Here is a 15,483-nt window from a genome sequence, read left to right on the forward strand (position 1 = left end):
GAAAGCAAACATGGAAAGTCTTTATATATTGATTCCCATCGCTATCGTTCTCGTTTGTGTTGCTGTCGCCGTTTTTCTTTGGGCAGTAAGAAGCGATCAGTTTGAAGATCTTGAACGGCAAGGGCACAACATTCTTCTCGACGAAGAAGACCAATCTAATAGTGATAAAAAGTAGCGACCTTTATGACTCCTGATTTTATCGGTGCGTTGATGATCGGCTTAGTAGGAGCCGGTCATTGTATGGGTATGTGTGGTGGTATCGCGTCTCTGCTTACCATGGGCTCTTCTGCTAAAAATAAAACTACCCCTCTTATCCCCCTCTTCTACAACCTCGGACGATTGATCAGTTATACCTTAATAGGAGCATTAGTCGGTGGTGCTATATCAGGTTTATCTGAACTTAGTGGGTTAACGCACTCTCTTGCTTGGTTAAGGCTGATTGCGGCCTTATTCATGATTCTGGTCGCGCTGTATATTGCTAAATGGTGGCAAGGCTTACTTTTAATAGAAAAGCTAGGGCAGTATATCTGGCGCTTTATCTCGCCGGCAGGGAAGAATCTGTTGCCACTAAAGCATCCTCTTCACGCGTTGCCATTTGGCTTTATTTGGGGTTGGTTACCATGTGGCTTAGTTTATTCAGCGCTTACTTGGTCGGCGGTTTCTGGTAGTGCGATGAACGGCGGCCTAATTATGCTTGCGTTTGGGCTCGGAACACTACCTGCAATGCTTATTATTGGATACGGTGCCAATCATTTTCAGAAATTACAAAAATCATTAATATTTAGAAATATTTCAGCATTAATCCTTATTGGCTATGGTACGTATACCGCTGTAGGAGCCTTAGCGTTACTCGGTTTCATATAACGTTAAACTCTATTGAGGTGACATTTTTGCTACCCTTTAAGATTAAGCGATGCTAAAATATTGATGTATATCAAATAGTGAAAGGTTGTTATGATTTCTGAAAAACCTGCAACAAAGCGTATCCAATCAGGCGGTTGCGCCATTCATTGCCAAGATTGTAGCATTAGTCAACTGTGTATCCCGTTCACTCTAAATGAGGCAGAACTTGACCAGCTTGACCAAATCATCGAACGTAAGAAGCCTATTCAAAAAGGACAAGAGCTTTTTAAGGCCGGTGATGAGCTAAAATCGCTATACGCTATCCGCTCTGGTACCATCAAGAGCTATACGATCACAGAGCAAGGTGATGAGCAAATCACAGCGTTTCACTTAGCTGGAGACTTAGTCGGTTTCGATGCTATCACTGGTGACTCCCACCCTAGCTTTGCTCAAGCACTCGAAACGTCGATGGTATGTGAAATCCCATACGAAATTTTAGACGATCTATCGGGTAAAATGCCTAAGCTTCGCCAGCAAATCATGCGTTTGATGAGTAACGAAATTAAAGGTGATCAGGAAATGATTTTGCTTCTTTCTAAAAAGAACGCAGAAGAGCGACTAGCTGCTTTCCTTTACAACCTATCAACGCGTTTTTCTCAGCGTGGCTTCAGCCCTAGAGAGTTTCGTTTAACTATGACTCGTGGTGATATTGGCAACTACCTTGGTCTTACAGTCGAAACGATCAGTCGTTTGTTAGGTCGTTTCCAGAAATCTGAGATCCTAAGCGTAAAAGGTAAATATATCACTATCTTAGACCACGATGCATTGATGGAACTTGCTGGTGTAACTAAAGAATAATACACCCTAATTATTGATGTAGCTCGAAAATGAGCTACATCATATTTCTCATAAATTCCTTTCGAAAGTCCTCAAAAAGTTCTCCAAACTAAGCTACAGTAAAAATGTACGGTGAGTACTCCAAAATACTGATTTAATTTACATTCAGTATCTGGTTTTGCAATAGAAGTGGGCTTAGTTATGAGTATATACAGTAAGATCCTTGTTGTAGCTGACATCAATAATGATGAGCAGCCCGCACTTGCAAGAGCTGTTCAATTAGCTCAGAAAAGTGTATCTAGAAGCCGAATCACTTTCTTTTTATCCATTTACGATTTCTCGTATGACATGACGTCAATGCTATCAGTGGATGAAAGAGATGCTATGCGTCGAGGTGTCATTCATCAGCGTGAGCAGTGGATGCGTAAAATTGCTCAACCATACCTAAACGATGGCTTCGACTTTGATGTTTGTGTTGTCTGGCACAACCGCCCTTATGAGGCGATTATTGCTGAAGTCTATGCAGGCAATCATGACCTAGTCATCAAAGGCACACGTAAGCATGATGTTTTAGAGTCTGTCATTTTCACACCGACAGATTGGCACTTGTTGCGAAAATGCCCTATTCCAGTGCTTCTTATTAAGAATGCTGCTTGGCCGGAACAAGCAAGTATCCTTGCCTCAGTACATGTGGGCTCAGAAAACCCGACTCATATTGATCTCAACGATACGATGGTCGAGCGATTAAAAGAAATCACCACTCGGCTTGAGGCCAAGCCATATCTTGTTAACGCCTACCCCGTTACACCGGCGAATATTACGATTGAACTTCCTGAATTTGACCCAACGACTTATACCGATGCAGTGCGAGGTCATCATTTAACGGCTATGAAAGCACTACGCCAAAAACATGGTCTTGATGAAGAACAAACGATAGTTGAGCAAGGTTTACCTGAAGATGTCATTCCGGCAGCTGCAGAGCGCTTGAACGCAGCAATGGTTATTTTAGGTACCACAGGGCGAACAGGGCTTTCGGCTGTCTTTATTGGTAATACAGCGGAGCACGTAATTGATAAAATAAATTGCGACGTGTTGGCTCTAAAACCAAAAGGCTATATTAGCCCTCTCGACCCACATACAGCAACCTAATCTCTCCTTAGTATCGCTATGTATTGAGCGCTTTCAAATAAGCGCTAATAAATCCCCCCAATACAGGGGGATTTTTGTTTGGGAACAGTTAAAGCGTTGGGTACAAAAAAGGAGGTCTAATTGACCTCCTTTTTTACAAGTTAGATGTTCGTAACATCGATGAACATCGATTCATCAATATTCGTCGAAGAAACGACAGCCTCATTAAATTCATACTCTTCGCGGTTACCTTCACGATCTAGCGGTAAGTTAACAAAGTCGAACAATTCGCGGTCTGCTAGTTGGCTTGGGCTTACGTTTTGAATTGATTTAAAAATTGCCTCCACACGCCCTGGCGTCTTCTTATCCCATTCAATCAACATTGCTTTTATAGATTGACGCTGAAGGTTCTCTTGAGAGCCACAAAGGTTACACGGAATTATTGGGAAATCCTTGTGCTCAGCGTATTTGATCAAATCTTTTTCACGACAGTAAGTCAATGGACGAATGACCACGTTACGACCATCATCAGAGCGTAGCTTTGGTGGCATCGCTTTAAGGCGAGAGCCGTGGAACATATTCAAGAACATTGTTTCGACGATGTCATCCATGTGATGACCTAGCGCAAGCTTAGTTGCACCAATCTTCTCTGCAAATGAATACAGCGTACCACGTCGCAGGCGTGAACACAGACCACAAGTGGTTTTGCCTTCTGGTACCTTCTCTTTTACGACGGAATACGTGTCCTTATCGACGATATAGTAAGGGATGTTCAGTGTTTCGAAATACTCTGGCAGAATGTGCTCAGGGAAGCCCGGTTGTTTTTGGTCTAGGTTTACCGCAACCACTTCAAATTTGATCGGTGCGGCTTTTTGAAGATTCAGCAGGATATCAAGCATCGCGAATGAATCTTTACCACCGCTAATACATGCCATTACAACATCGCCTTCTTCGATCATGTTGTAATCAGTAATGGCATTTCCAACATGTCTTCTTAGGCGTTTCTGAAGCTTGTTGAATTCTAGGGTTTCTTTTCTTGTATCTATTTGGTTCATTGCGGGCTCTCACATCGCCGATAAATCGACTAGGACTTCCTAACATGGGTTTCTTTGGGGCGTGGATTATACGAGCTTTTTACGCAGGATTAAATGCTTGTCTTATTGAGTCTTTAAGAAAAGAGTGTGAAAGATACTTTAGTTACGGTCAAAATTAAAAAAGAGCTGCGATTGCAGCCCTTTCTAAACGTTCAGTGTTCATTTCTTTGCGTTAGGTAGATAAGGTAACACTCGCATCGTCGGTTCTGGTAGTGTCATTGTGCCACCTTGCCCTATTTCACTTAGTGCGACTTGTATCTTGCCATTGACAATTGGCTTTTCGGTTCCGTTTGAGAAAATCACTTTATCATTCAGTTGATTTGCAAACTCCATCGTCACACCTTGAACTTCCGGTGTAAACCAACCCGCAAACATACCGCCTAAATCTTCCAGCATCGTCTGCATTTGAGGTAGAAGAGGCTTAAGTTGGTCGTAAGAAACGTTACCCTGTAATGGTTCTTTGGTCATCACGACAAGTGAGTAATCGCAACGTGTATCTTTTGGGGTATCGACAAAAACCAACGGATTTGCTGACTTTAAGTTTTTATCAACTGGTAAAGGCAACTCTTGTGAAGCAGGGATAACAAACTCTTCATAGTGCTCTTCTTTTTCCATCCAAGCTTTTTCTATCGTACAAATTTGCTTAGTTTTTGCGTCCACAAAAAAGACACCAACTTTCACATCGTCATGCCCTTCTTTATTGTTGTTTTTTAGTTGAGTGTATAACTTTGAGTACGTGAACATGTACTCTTGAGCTTGGGTTATCGGCGATACAAGAATTAGCGCCGCACTTCCCAATAGACTTAGGCTTAACTTTTTCATTTTATCCGTTATTTTATTGCGTCCAGTAGGCGTTGTTATGACGAATCATAGCGCGAAGATCGTGTACATAGGCGATGCCACGTTCAGAATAGGCTAGCAACCCATGCGTTAACTCTGACGCGGTTGCAACCGTTAACAAGCCCTTGTTCTTTTCAGCCAGAGATGTTCTGATTTCACGCAGGTCTGCATACGCTGGGTTTCGATTAACATTCATAAAGTAGCCATGAACAGACTGTTGTACAGAATCGAATTTTTCAACTTCATGAACTTTGTTAGCGCCACGTTGCGCTGGAACAATTCCACAGCCCTTTTTATAACACCATTGGCCGAACAAGTTGTTTGCTTGAGTAGCAAAACGAGAAGTGCCCCACGCAGATTCATTTGCCGCTTGAGTTAGAACCAAGGCTTCAGGTAAGACGTTCACTCGCACAAGCATCTCGTCTAGCCATGCTTGATCAATCTTATCGTTACTCAAGGGCAACGAATACAGAGATGATAACCGCTGAGCATACTCTTGTTGTTCTTGCGTCACTTGTCCCACCTTTAAAGAGGTAAGAAAGGCCCGCTCATGACGAATTCGTTGATTCTCAAGAGCAATTTTAGGCCTTAAAAAATCAAAAAAAGCAGCTTTTTTCTCTTTCGTATCTTTTATTGAATTGAAGTCTGGGATATCACCGATGTATGGCAAGTGTGATAAATCGACATGCTTAATCTTGCCAGAGAGTACGTCAGGATTTTCCACATATTTAAACTGTTTCTCGTAGTGTAAATATGGGCCTATAGAAATGAAAGTGGCGGCTATACAGGTTGCCGCCACTCGTAAACTTATTGATTTCAAAGAATTAGGCATCAAACACCTGTGAGTTACCATCGTGATCATTATCGTTTTTCTGTGTTGTAACGATCTTAAGCTTAATTCCAAACATTTCGCGGTAGAGTATGCCTTTCAAATGGAAGAAGAATGGCAGCACAAAAATCAAGCCAATACCGTAGAACATTGCTGCAATAATAAACATTAACATCACGCCTAAGTAAAGCCCCGCGACCACAAAAATCTTCTTGTTGATTGCGCGAAGTGATAACAGCAACGCTTGCATTGGTGGCACCCTTTTCTCACAAATCAACAAGATAGAGTGGCTAAATGCCAAGGAAAGATACAGCGACAGTAAAGGAAAAATCATACCAACCACACCTTGTAGCATTAAGCTCATGAGCGTTGCTAGGATAACAGGAATGGTGAACTGCAACCCCTTTCCAACATGGCGCAACTTAGTCTTTAAGCCAGCGACATGACTCATAGCCATCAAACTTATCCCCGCATAAATTGGGGCGCTAATCACCTCATAACTGAAATTCGCGACATAAATAGAAGACACAATATCGTTTGTGAACGACTCTGGGTTCTCAAACGCATCAAGAATAACGCTCAAATCGCCCAACTGCAGTTTTAATGCAATATAGAAAATACCTAACTGGACAAAAAGCAATACAATAATGGCAGGAGAAAATGATAAAAAGTGCTGGATGGTTGCTCGCCAAGCTTCGTTAAAAACCGCGCCAGCTTTAAGCTCGTAGTTGCCAGACAAAGCTCGCTCTACACTCCCCCCAAGATTGAAATCTTTCTCAAAATCGTCGTTCATAGTTTATCCAAGACTAACTTGTAAAATTTTGACTGGAATTCCAGTCAATTAATGTAATCGTCATTATAAAGAAATCTTTCCACATCTAACATCACAACTCACCTACAATCCTTGCAATCTCAACTGTATGGTTGATAATTAACCACTTTCAAGGTCATGAAATTGAAACAATTGTTGAACAAAGTTTAGTGCTATCAAACTGTGTCTAGATGCCAATTAATCTCATAAAAACAGTATGGTAAGGAATGATGGCTTTTTCCTGCAAAATTATTTCTGTTTCAAGATAAGAAAATGCTTTAATTTCACACTTTTGGTGATTATGATGCGCGCCTCAAAAGTGAATGGTTAGTGTCACATCAGCTGGGATAATCCCGGCTTGAACGTGGGGGAAATACAGACGTTGAACGCAAAACCGCAAGCAGGAAAGCCAGTTATTCGTTTATCTGGTATTAGTAAAAGTTTCGATGGTAAGGAAATCATCGGTAATTTAAATCTGGATGTTAATCATGGTGAATTTCTGACGATTCTCGGGCCTTCTGGTTGTGGTAAGACAACAGTTTTACGCATGATTGCAGGTTTTGAAACGGCAGATAACGGTCAAATTATTTTGGATGACCAGGATGTAACACAGGTTCCTGCAGAGCAAAGGCACGTCAACACGGTATTTCAAAGTTACGCATTGTTTCCACACATGACCGTATATGAGAATGTCGCTTTTGGCCTTCGTATGCAGAAAACGCCTACTGCGGACATTGAACCACGAGTAATGGAAGCGCTACGCATGGTGCGCCTAGAAAAAATGGCACAGCGTAAGCCTCATCAGCTTTCTGGTGGTCAGCAACAACGTATCGCCATTGCGCGTGCGGTTGTTAACAAACCAAAAGTACTGCTGCTAGATGAATCTCTATCGGCACTTGATTACAAACTGCGTAAGCAAATGCAAATCGAGCTTAAACAGCTTCAGCGTCAACTTGGTATTACCTTTATCTTCGTTACGCACGATCAGGAAGAAGCCCTATCGATGTCTGACCGCATTATTGTAATGCGCGATGGTGTTATCGAGCAGGATGGTTCTCCACGTGAGATTTACGAAGAGCCGAAGAACCTATTTGTTGCTCGCTTTATCGGAGAGATCAACGTATTCAACGCAACCATGCTAGAGCGTATCGACGAGAAACGTATCCGTGCAGAAATCGAAGGTGTCGAGTCTGTTGTTTACTACGGTCAGGAAGCGCAAGCAGGTGAAAAACTGCAAGTACTACTTCGCCCAGAAGACTTACGTATCGAAGAGATCAAAGAGTCTGAAGAAAAAGGCATCGTAGGTCACGTAACAGAGCGTACCTATAAAGGTATGACGCTTGATTCCGTTATCCAATTGGATTCAGGCATGCGTGTAATGGTTAGCGAATTCTTTAACGAAGATGATCCTGATGTGGACCACTCACTTGGCCAGAAAGTCGCTATCACTTGGGTTGAGAGTTGGGAGGTAGTCCTCAATGATAAGCAAGAAGATTAATCTTCAAAACGCGATCATTACCTTAATCGTCGGTTGGTTAACACTTTTCGTGTTGGTACCAAATGTGATGATTATCGGTACGAGTTTCTTAACGCGTGATGAAGCAAACTTAATCGAAATGACATTTACTTTCGACAACTACTTACGTCTACTCGACCCCTTGTATGCGAAAGTGCTGATGCACTCGTTCTACATGGCGATTGTGGCGACGTTGTTGTGTTTAGTAATTGGTTACCCATTTGCTTACATCATAGCGAAAATGCCAGAGAAATGGCGCCCATTCATGTTGTTCTTAGTTATCGTACCTTTTTGGACAAACTCTCTTATCCGTACTTACGGCCTGAAGATTGTTCTGGGTACACAAGGTATTTTGAACAAATCATTAATGGCGATGGAAATCATCGATAAGCCATTACGTATTATGTACACCGAAACAGCAGTAATGATTGGTCTTGTGTACATCCTGCTTCCATTTATGATTCTGCCGCTTTACTCGGCAATCGAGAAGTTGGACAACACTTATATCGAGGCGGCGAAAGATCTTGGTGCGAACAAGTTCCAAACCATTACGAAAGTGATTCTACCTCTTACAATGCCTGGCATTATCGGTGGTTGTTTGTTGGTTCTGCTACCAGCACTAGGTATGTTCTACATCTCTGACCTTCTTGGTGGTGCGAAGAACCTACTGATTGGTAACGTTATTAAGAGCCAAGTATTGAACGCTCGTGACTGGCCATTTGGTGCTGCGACCAGTATCGCCCTCACCTTCGCAATGGCTGTGATGCTTTACGCTTACTACAGAGCAGGCAAACTATTGAATAAGAAAGTGGAGCTAGACTAATGGGACGCACAGTTAGATTTAGCTTTATGGCGCTGGTGTATGCATTTTTGTATCTGCCAATCATCGTCTTAATTGTTAACTCATTTAATGCCAACAAATTTGGTATGAAATGGGGTGGTTTCACCACGAAATGGTACGAAACCTTAGTAAATAACGACAGCCTAATGCAAGCTGCATGGCATTCATTGAACGTAGCGGTATTCTCAGCGACAGCAGCAACCATCATTGGTAGCTTAACGGCCGTTGCCCTATTCCGTTACTCGTTCAAAGGTAAAGGTGCGGTAAACGGCATGCTGTTTGTCGTGATGATGTCTCCAGATATTGTTATGGCGATTTCATTGCTTGCTCTGTTCCTAGTATTAGGCGCGCAGCTTGGCTTCTTTACTCTATTGATTGCTCACATCACCTTCTGTCTACCATTCGTTGTGGTAACAGTGTACAGCCGCTTAAATGGCTTTGATGTGAAAATGTTGGAAGCTGCAAAAGACCTTGGTGCAAGCGAATGGGTAATCTTGAAACAGATCATCCTTCCTCTTGCTAAACCAGCGGTTGCTGCAGGTTGGCTACTGAGCTTTACCCTGTCTTTGGACGATGTGATCATCAGCTCGTTTGTAACGGGTCCAACATACGAAATCTTACCATTGAAGATTTACTCCATGGTTAAGGTGGGCATTTCACCGGAAGTGAACGCCCTAGCAACGGTGATGTTGATTGTTTCTTTGGTCTTGGTAGTAATTTCTCAGTTGCTAGCAAGAGAAAAAGTGAAGTAGAATCCGCACCTGTTAACATCACGAAACAGAATGGTTACATGCCATTCTGTTTTTCTATCTATCGTCCAAAATTGGACAACGTTTGGTTTGGAGCTAACGTCAATGAAAAAATGGGCTACTCTATTAGCTGGTAGTGCATGTGCGCTTTCTCTGTTCTCTGGTACAGCGACAGCGGATGATAAAGAACTAGTATTTATGAACTGGGGTCCTTACATCAACAGTAATATCCTAGAGCAATTTACTAAAGAAACTGGCATCAAAGTGATCTACTCGACTTACGAGTCGAACGAAACTTTGTATGCAAAGCTAAAAACCCATAACCAAGGTTATGACCTAGTAGTACCTTCAACGTACTTCGTGGCGAAGATGCGTGACGAAGGCATGCTACAAAAGATCGATAAGACTAAGCTGAAAAACTTCGGCAACCTAGATAAAAACTACCTAGACAAGCCTTACGATCCAAGTAACGACTACTCTATCCCACACGTTGTTGCGATTACAGGCCTAGCGGTTAACGCAGATATGTACGATCCAAACGACTTCCAAAGCTGGGCTGACCTATGGAAGCCTGAGCTTGAAGGTCAAGTAATGTTGATGGACGACACTCGTGAAGTGTTCCATATCGCTCTGCGTAAACTTGGCTACTCAGGTAACTCAAAAGACCCTAAGCAAATCGATGAAGCGTACGCTGAGCTACAAAAGTTGATGCCTAACGTTTTAGTTTTCAACTCTGACAACCCTGGCGCACCTTACATGTCTGGTGAAGTGGGCGTTGGTATGCTTTGGAACGGTAGCGCCGCAGCGGCACAAAGTGAAGGCCTGAACCTTAAACTCGTTTTTCCTAAAGAAGGCGGTATCGGCTGGGTTGATAACTTCGCTATCTCTTCTGGTGCGAAGAACGTAGAAGCCGCTCACAAGATGATCGACTTCCTACTGCGCCCAGAAATCGCAGAGCAAATCTCTCGTGATACTGGCTACCTAACGGCGGTGGAAGAATCGAATGCTAAGTTTAAAGACGTTGCCCCACTGTTCCCTTCTCAAGAAGACCTTGGCCGCGTTGAATGGCAAGATGCGGTTGGTGATCTAACCGTTAAGTACGAAGATTATTTCCTCAAGCTGAAAGCGGGACAATAATCTAGCTTGTGTAACAAGTCATCAACCATAGGAAAATAGGCAGCAATACGCTGCCTATTTTTGTCTTAGGCTGATATAATCGCGCGTTGCTAGGTTTATTTGTCTTGGTATCATAGATTTATCGTCTCATAACAAGGAGACAACGATATTCAAGCTAAATGAACATATTTGTGCTTACTGCGATTTGGCTCAAATTGATAACTCCAACTAGTATTGACTTGTCCAATCGCGAAACAAAACGGAAAACAAATGAAAAGTAAATTCTACGCAAGCGCTCTATGTGCAGCGACGCTCATCGCTACCCCTGCAATGGCTGCTGATCAAGAACTGTATTTCTACAACTGGTCGGAATACATTCCAAACGAAGTTCTTGAAGACTTTACAAAAGAAACTGGAATCAAAGTTATTTACTCTACATACGAATCTAACGAGAGTATGTATGCAAAACTAAAAACTCAAGGTTCTGGTTACGACTTGGTAGTACCGTCTACCTATTTCGTCTCTAAAATGCGTAAAGAAGGCATGCTACAACAGATCGACAAAGAGAAATTATCTCATTTTGCCGATCTTGATACTAACTTCCTAAACAAACCGTTCGATCCGAACAACAACTACTCTATTCCATACATTTGGGGTGCGACCGGTATTGGTATCAATGCTGACATGCTAGACAAGTCATCGGTTTCTAAATGGGATGATTTCTGGGATAGCAAGTGGGAAGGTCAACTAATGCTGATGGATGATTCTCGCGAAGTATTCCACATTGCATTGACTAAGCTTGGTTACTCACCAAACACGACTAACCCAGAAGAAATCAAAGCCGCTTACGAAGAACTGAAAAAGCTAATGCCAAACGTATTAGTATTTAACTCAGATTTTCCTGCAAACCCTTACCTTGCGGGTGAAGTTTCACTAGGCATGCTTTGGAACGGTTCTGCATACATGGCTCGTCAAGAAGGCGCGAACATCGACATCATCTGGCCAGAAAAAGGCACTATCTTCTGGATGGACAGCCTAGCAATTCCAGCTGGTGCGAAGAACGTTGATGCGGCTCATAAGATGATTGACTTCTTACTGCGCCCTGAGAACGCAGCTAAGATTGCACTTGAGATTGGTTATCCTACGCCAGTTAAAACGGCACACGATCTGCTACCGAAAGAATTTGCTAATGATCCAAGCATCTTCCCACCACAAGAAGTGATGGACAGCGGTACTTGGCAAGATGAAGTTGGCGAAGCGAGCGTAATGTACGATGAGTACTTCCAAAAGCTAAAAGTGAACAACTAATTCGTTAGTTTTAAAGATATGAAAAAGCGGCTCATGAGCCGCTTTTTTGTTCTTAATGACAAGACAAAAACTCTTCCTGTTAAAGTTATTACGCTCTTTCTTTTCCTTCTAGAGCCAGTATCTCGTCAACTAATTTTGGAACCTCAACGCTTGCTTTTCCGTAGCGTTTTTCCTCAAATTCACTTTCTACCGCACTAGGTTCTAGGTTAATTTCAATGGTATGTGCGCCGTGCATTTTTGCATCATGAACAAAACCTGCTGCGGGATACACAACGCCAGAAGTCCCAATAGAAATAAACAAATCTGCTTCTTCTAATGACGCGTAGATATCCCCCATTCGCAATGGCATTTCACCAAACCAAACAATATGTGGTCGCATTTGTGAAGGGATCTGACAACAGTGACAAAGCTCGCCGGTCTTAATGTCCTCATTGTGCTCTACTACTTGGTTAGATTCACTACAGCGGGCCTTGAGCAACTCACCATGCATGTGAATCACATTCTGACTGCCGCCTCGTTCGTGAAGGTTGTCTATATTTTGAGTGATGACCGTCACTTTACCTTCTAACTCAGCCTCTAAACGACCCAATGCTTCATGCGCTGCATTAGGCTTTATCGCATTATCTTGAAGTTTCTTGCGGCGTTGGTTGTAAAAATCTTGAACAAGGTCCGGATCGCGAGCAAACCCTTCAGGCGTTGCTACATCTTCGATACGGTGATTCTCCCATAGGCCATCTTGCGCACGAAATGTTTGAATACCAGATTCGGCCGAGATACCTGCACCAGTAAGTACTACAATATTTCTATAAGGGAAATTCATAACTCATCCTTGCTGTTTTTTCATTAGCTTAACACTGAAAGAATAGCAACAGTAGTAATATGGATTAGACCATAGTCGTAATGGTCACTATTAGAATTACAATTTAAGAGGAACAGCAATGAGACAAGTATCTCTAACGTTTACATTGCTTCTGACTTTGGCAGGCTGTCAACTTACCAATGTTGAAGGCGAAGTCGATGATGTAAAGGTGAGAGTCAGCACCAATGATGATGACCATCGAGGTAATGGTAATTTCTGTCCTCCGGGCCAAGCCAAGAAAGACAATTGCTAAAAGAGCGGCTTTATGCCGCTCCCATATTGGCCTCAATCCTCGTTGGTCGAAGATATTTTATGAATGGCTAGGTCAGCGCCATTGAATTCGTCTTCTTCTGAAAGCCTTAGTCCCATACTGGTATTAATCGCGCCGTAGACTGCAAGCGCCCCAAGCACAGCGATGGAAATGCCCCAAAGCGTTCCTAGAAGCTGAACGATAATGCTCACGCCCCCTAGCCCACCCAACGAGCTTTGGCCAAAGATCCCCGCAGCAATACCACCCCAAGCGCCACATACACCGTGTAAAGGCCAGACACCCAGCACATCATCAATCTTGGTTTTGTTTTGTAGGTGGGTAAAAAGATAAACAAATAGCACGCCAGCAATCGCACCTGTCACTAAAGCACCGATAGGATGCATTAAGTCTGAGCCCGCACATACAGCAACCAAGCCAGCCAGTGGGCCGTTATGAATAAAGCCAGGGTCATTCTTACCAGCCAACAATGACGCGACAATGCCTCCGACCATTGCCATCAATGAGTTCATAGCCACCAAGCCACTTATGCCTGACACAGTTTGAGCTGACATGACGTTGAAGCCAAACCACCCCACACATAAGATCCAAGCTCCCAAGGCCAAAAATGGAATATTCGAAGGTGCAAAGTTGGTGTGCTTTCCTGCTCGAACTCTGCCTTTTCTCATGCCCAAAAACACGACGGCAACAAGCGCTATCCAGCCGCCAACACCATGCACAACGACTGAACCTGCAAAATCGTGGAAGCCATAACCAAAGGTATTTTCAAACCAAGCTTGAACACCAAAGTTTCCGTTCCAGATCATTCCCTCAAATAACGGGTATACGATGCCGACAGTGAAAAATGTTGCGATTAGAATCGGATAAAAACGAGCTCGTTCTGCAATACCACCAGAAACAATAGCAGGAATCGCTGCAGCGAAAGTCAGCAAGAAAAAGAACTTCACCAACTCGTAACCATTGCCTTGAGATAACGTCTCTGCATCAGCAAAGAAGGTGCCGCCATAAGCGACCCAGTATCCAATGAAAAAATACGCAATGGCGGAAATACCGAAATCGGCCAAGATTTTAACTAAAGCATTAACTTGGTTCTTTTGGCGCACGGTTCCTACTTCAAGAAAAGCAAAACCAGCATGCATCAAAAAAACCATGATTGCGCCAAGTAGTAAGAAAAGTGTGTCGGAACTTTGCGTGAGAGTTTGTACAGCGCCGTGTACCTGATTGGCAGTTACACTCATTATGATTGTCTCCGTTGATCTGTAGCGCACTTATCCTGTGCATCAAAGTTAGGCTCATCACCAATTTGGTGAACTTAATTTATAGAGCGTCTAACAGAGCAATTCTCATTCCACAATTTACATTTCTAACACTTACACTTTAATTTATTGTTTTGTATGAACTTTAATAAAACTACGCATTCTTTAAATGGTGCTTAACACGCTAATAAGTGCACCAATATGGTTTTAGTGCACCAACATAATGCGCACCATATAGCTCAACAAAACGTAAAAGCCACCTCATGAGAGGTGGCTTATATACTGAATTGCTAACTAAAGGGGTTTATCGAGTGATCTTCCCTGCTTTTACATCTTCTAACCAACGTCCTTCGACAAGATAGGGAGGAAGCCAACCAGTTTCAACAGATAGACGGTTGCCTTTGTCGTACCACATGCAAGCCATGCCAAGCAGAGGGAAGTTGATAAAAGTTCTGATGCCTATCCTATCTGGTCCTAATTCTCTAAGATGATATTTCTCTTGGAACTGTAGGTTTTTAACGAGCGCTTCCTCAAAATCATAACCAATATTAGTAGTGAGCGCTGCGAAGGTTTCTAGGATCCCCATCGCAATTTCCAACGCCCAGTTATCTCCTTGAGCTACCGCCGCGTCCATTGCTGAAACCAGCTTATCAGGATAATCTGATGTGCGATTGTGGAACGACTGAATGACGTCTACTAGCATATAAGACAGCTCACCCGCTTTGGTAGAGCTCTGTCTCATCAAAGAAATAGGAAAGTTTGCCAATACGTCCATGCTAGGTTTATCACGAACGATGACAGAGGTAAAATACGCATCTAGCCACATTGAGGGGCAAATGAAACCTGTTTTTAAAATACCTTCGCCTTTCCAAGTTATTTCAGGATGATCAGGTACCTTAACCGTCAAAGAGCTTTCAGGTTTTTGAGCCAGTCGATGATAGCTAGCTTGCATTATCGAGGCTTCAAATAGACGCAGCGTTCCTATTCGGTCATTTAGTTCAGACACTGGAAATAAAGTATATAACCTAACTTGCTCCCAAACCCCGTCTGTTAGATATATCAAGTTTTCTCGCTTTATTGTGATACGATGTTTTCTTTTCTCTAAGTTTTTTTCTATTTGTTTTGTATAGTAATTAAGTTCCTCAGTATTCAACTCGTAGGCTGCTTTTCTATTTATCTTTTTCATAC

General features: G+C 42.7%; 17 protein-coding genes. 10 read left to right on the forward strand and 7 right to left on the reverse strand.

Annotation, left to right across the window (positions count from 1 at the left end; all coding sequences use genetic code 11):
* Positions 1-10 precede the first annotated feature (10 nt).
* The 4 genes from ccoS (at position 11) to uspE (ending at position 2,829) form a co-directional block, all read left to right on the forward strand.
* Positions 11-175: a cbb3-type cytochrome oxidase assembly protein CcoS gene (gene ccoS, locus R7E29_RS11115; protein WP_005377493.1), complete on the forward strand. Its 165-nt coding sequence runs from the start codon at positions 11-13 to the stop codon at positions 173-175.
* An 8-nt stretch (positions 176-183) separates the two neighbouring features.
* A complete protein-coding gene (locus tag R7E29_RS11120) occupies positions 184-864 on the forward strand; it encodes a sulfite exporter TauE/SafE family protein (RefSeq protein WP_017634899.1) in 681 nt (226 codons plus the stop codon).
* A 90-nt stretch (positions 865-954) separates the two neighbouring features.
* Positions 955-1,701: an FNR family transcription factor gene (locus tag R7E29_RS11125; RefSeq protein ID WP_005377497.1), complete on the forward strand. Its 747-nt coding sequence runs from the start codon at positions 955-957 to the stop codon at positions 1,699-1,701.
* Between the two features lie 180 nt (positions 1,702-1,881).
* A complete protein-coding gene (uspE, locus tag R7E29_RS11130; RefSeq protein WP_054576884.1) occupies positions 1,882-2,829 on the forward strand; it encodes a universal stress protein UspE in 948 nt (315 codons plus the stop codon).
* Positions 2,830-2,969: 140 nt separating this feature from the next.
* Here uspE and ttcA read toward each other — a convergent pair whose 3' ends face one another.
* From ttcA to R7E29_RS11150, 4 genes are all read right to left on the reverse strand, one after another.
* Complete coding sequence (gene ttcA, locus R7E29_RS11135; protein ID WP_005377502.1) at positions 2,970-3,863, reverse strand: tRNA 2-thiocytidine(32) synthetase TtcA; 894 nt, start codon at positions 3,861-3,863, stop codon at positions 2,970-2,972.
* A 198-nt stretch (positions 3,864-4,061) separates the two neighbouring features.
* Positions 4,062-4,724 (reverse strand): DUF2987 domain-containing protein, encoded by a 663-nt coding sequence (locus tag R7E29_RS11140; RefSeq protein ID WP_005389171.1) that lies wholly within the window; start codon positions 4,722-4,724, stop codon positions 4,062-4,064.
* Between the two features lie 13 nt (positions 4,725-4,737).
* On the reverse strand, positions 4,738-5,574 hold the full coding sequence (locus R7E29_RS11145) for a glucosaminidase domain-containing protein (protein WP_017634900.1): 837 nt from the start codon (positions 5,572-5,574) through the stop codon (positions 4,738-4,740).
* The gene (locus R7E29_RS11150; protein ID WP_005389175.1) at positions 5,567-6,364 is read right to left on the reverse strand and encodes a hypothetical protein; all 798 of its coding nucleotides are present in this window, start codon (positions 6,362-6,364) and stop codon (positions 5,567-5,569) included. The genes R7E29_RS11145 and R7E29_RS11150 overlap by 8 nt, the downstream gene beginning before the upstream one ends.
* 400 nt (positions 6,365-6,764) lie before the next feature.
* Between R7E29_RS11150 and potA the strand changes: the two genes are divergently transcribed.
* From potA to R7E29_RS11175, 5 genes are all read left to right on the forward strand, one after another.
* Positions 6,765-7,880: a spermidine/putrescine ABC transporter ATP-binding protein PotA gene (gene potA / locus R7E29_RS11155; RefSeq protein ID WP_250158447.1), complete on the forward strand. Its 1,116-nt coding sequence runs from the start codon at positions 6,765-6,767 to the stop codon at positions 7,878-7,880.
* Positions 7,861-8,721: a spermidine/putrescine ABC transporter permease PotB gene (potB, locus tag R7E29_RS11160; RefSeq protein WP_005377512.1), complete on the forward strand. Its 861-nt coding sequence runs from the start codon at positions 7,861-7,863 to the stop codon at positions 8,719-8,721. The genes potA and potB overlap by 20 nt, the downstream gene beginning before the upstream one ends.
* Positions 8,721-9,491, forward strand: coding sequence for a spermidine/putrescine ABC transporter permease PotC (gene potC / locus R7E29_RS11165; RefSeq protein WP_005389180.1), 771 nt, complete (start codon positions 8,721-8,723; stop codon positions 9,489-9,491). Before potB ends, potC begins: the two co-directional genes overlap by 1 nt.
* A gap of 102 nt (positions 9,492-9,593) precedes the next feature.
* Complete coding sequence (locus R7E29_RS11170; protein WP_213906442.1) at positions 9,594-10,625, forward strand: extracellular solute-binding protein; 1,032 nt, start codon at positions 9,594-9,596, stop codon at positions 10,623-10,625.
* Between the two features lie 249 nt (positions 10,626-10,874).
* On the forward strand, positions 10,875-11,912 hold the full coding sequence (locus R7E29_RS11175) for an extracellular solute-binding protein (RefSeq protein ID WP_005377521.1): 1,038 nt from the start codon (positions 10,875-10,877) through the stop codon (positions 11,910-11,912).
* Between the two features lie 88 nt (positions 11,913-12,000).
* Here the strand turns inward: R7E29_RS11175 and cobB are convergent, their stop codons facing one another.
* Positions 12,001-12,732 carry a Sir2 family NAD+-dependent deacetylase gene (gene cobB, locus R7E29_RS11180; protein WP_005377522.1) on the reverse strand — a complete coding sequence of 244 codons (732 nt, stop codon included), beginning with the start codon at positions 12,730-12,732 and terminating at the stop codon, positions 12,001-12,003.
* 118 nt (positions 12,733-12,850) lie between these two features.
* Between cobB and R7E29_RS11185 the strand changes: the two genes are divergently transcribed.
* Entirely contained in the window at positions 12,851-13,024 is a 174-nt protein-coding gene (locus R7E29_RS11185; protein ID WP_005377524.1) for a hypothetical protein, read from the forward strand.
* Between the two features lie 32 nt (positions 13,025-13,056).
* On the opposite strand, the gene R7E29_RS11190 is transcribed toward R7E29_RS11185, so the two are convergent.
* A complete protein-coding gene (locus R7E29_RS11190; protein ID WP_054576886.1) occupies positions 13,057-14,277 on the reverse strand; it encodes an ammonium transporter in 1,221 nt (406 codons plus the stop codon).
* A 322-nt stretch (positions 14,278-14,599) separates the two neighbouring features.
* Complete coding sequence (locus tag R7E29_RS11195; RefSeq protein ID WP_053307099.1) at positions 14,600-15,481, reverse strand: immunity 49 family protein; 882 nt, start codon at positions 15,479-15,481, stop codon at positions 14,600-14,602.
* Positions 15,482-15,483: the final 2 nt, after the last annotated feature.

Source organism: Vibrio sp. Vb1729 (assembly GCF_033338655.1).
GTDB classification, from domain to species: domain Bacteria; phylum Pseudomonadota; class Gammaproteobacteria; order Enterobacterales; family Vibrionaceae; genus Vibrio; species Vibrio alginolyticus.

Bases quoted from the DNA above. Each gene is read 5' to 3' on its own strand.
- ccoS (WP_005377493.1), top strand. From the start codon at position 11: ATGGAAAGTCTTTATATATTGATTCCCATCGCTATCGTTCTCGTTTGT.
- R7E29_RS11120 (WP_017634899.1), top strand. From the start codon at position 184: ATGACTCCTGATTTTATCGGTGCGTTGATGATCGGCTTAGTAGGAGCC.
- R7E29_RS11125 (WP_005377497.1), top strand. From the start codon at position 955: ATGATTTCTGAAAAACCTGCAACAAAGCGTATCCAATCAGGCGGTTGC.
- uspE (WP_054576884.1), top strand. From the start codon at position 1,882: ATGAGTATATACAGTAAGATCCTTGTTGTAGCTGACATCAATAATGAT.
- ttcA (WP_005377502.1), bottom strand. From the start codon at position 3,863: ATGAACCAAATAGATACAAGAAAAGAAACCCTAGAATTCAACAAGCTT.
- R7E29_RS11140 (WP_005389171.1), bottom strand. From the start codon at position 4,724: ATGAAAAAGTTAAGCCTAAGTCTATTGGGAAGTGCGGCGCTAATTCTT.
- R7E29_RS11145 (WP_017634900.1), bottom strand. From the start codon at position 5,574: ATGCCTAATTCTTTGAAATCAATAAGTTTACGAGTGGCGGCAACCTGT.
- R7E29_RS11150 (WP_005389175.1), bottom strand. From the start codon at position 6,364: ATGAACGACGATTTTGAGAAAGATTTCAATCTTGGGGGGAGTGTAGAG.
- potB (WP_005377512.1), top strand. From the start codon at position 7,861: ATGATAAGCAAGAAGATTAATCTTCAAAACGCGATCATTACCTTAATC.
- potC (WP_005389180.1), top strand. From the start codon at position 8,721: ATGGGACGCACAGTTAGATTTAGCTTTATGGCGCTGGTGTATGCATTT.
- R7E29_RS11170 (WP_213906442.1), top strand. From the start codon at position 9,594: ATGAAAAAATGGGCTACTCTATTAGCTGGTAGTGCATGTGCGCTTTCT.
- R7E29_RS11175 (WP_005377521.1), top strand. From the start codon at position 10,875: ATGAAAAGTAAATTCTACGCAAGCGCTCTATGTGCAGCGACGCTCATC.
- cobB (WP_005377522.1), bottom strand. From the start codon at position 12,732: ATGAATTTCCCTTATAGAAATATTGTAGTACTTACTGGTGCAGGTATC.
- R7E29_RS11185 (WP_005377524.1), top strand. From the start codon at position 12,851: ATGAGACAAGTATCTCTAACGTTTACATTGCTTCTGACTTTGGCAGGC.
- R7E29_RS11190 (WP_054576886.1), bottom strand. From the start codon at position 14,277: ATGAGTGTAACTGCCAATCAGGTACACGGCGCTGTACAAACTCTCACG.
- R7E29_RS11195 (WP_053307099.1), bottom strand. From the start codon at position 15,481: ATGAAAAAGATAAATAGAAAAGCAGCCTACGAGTTGAATACTGAGGAA.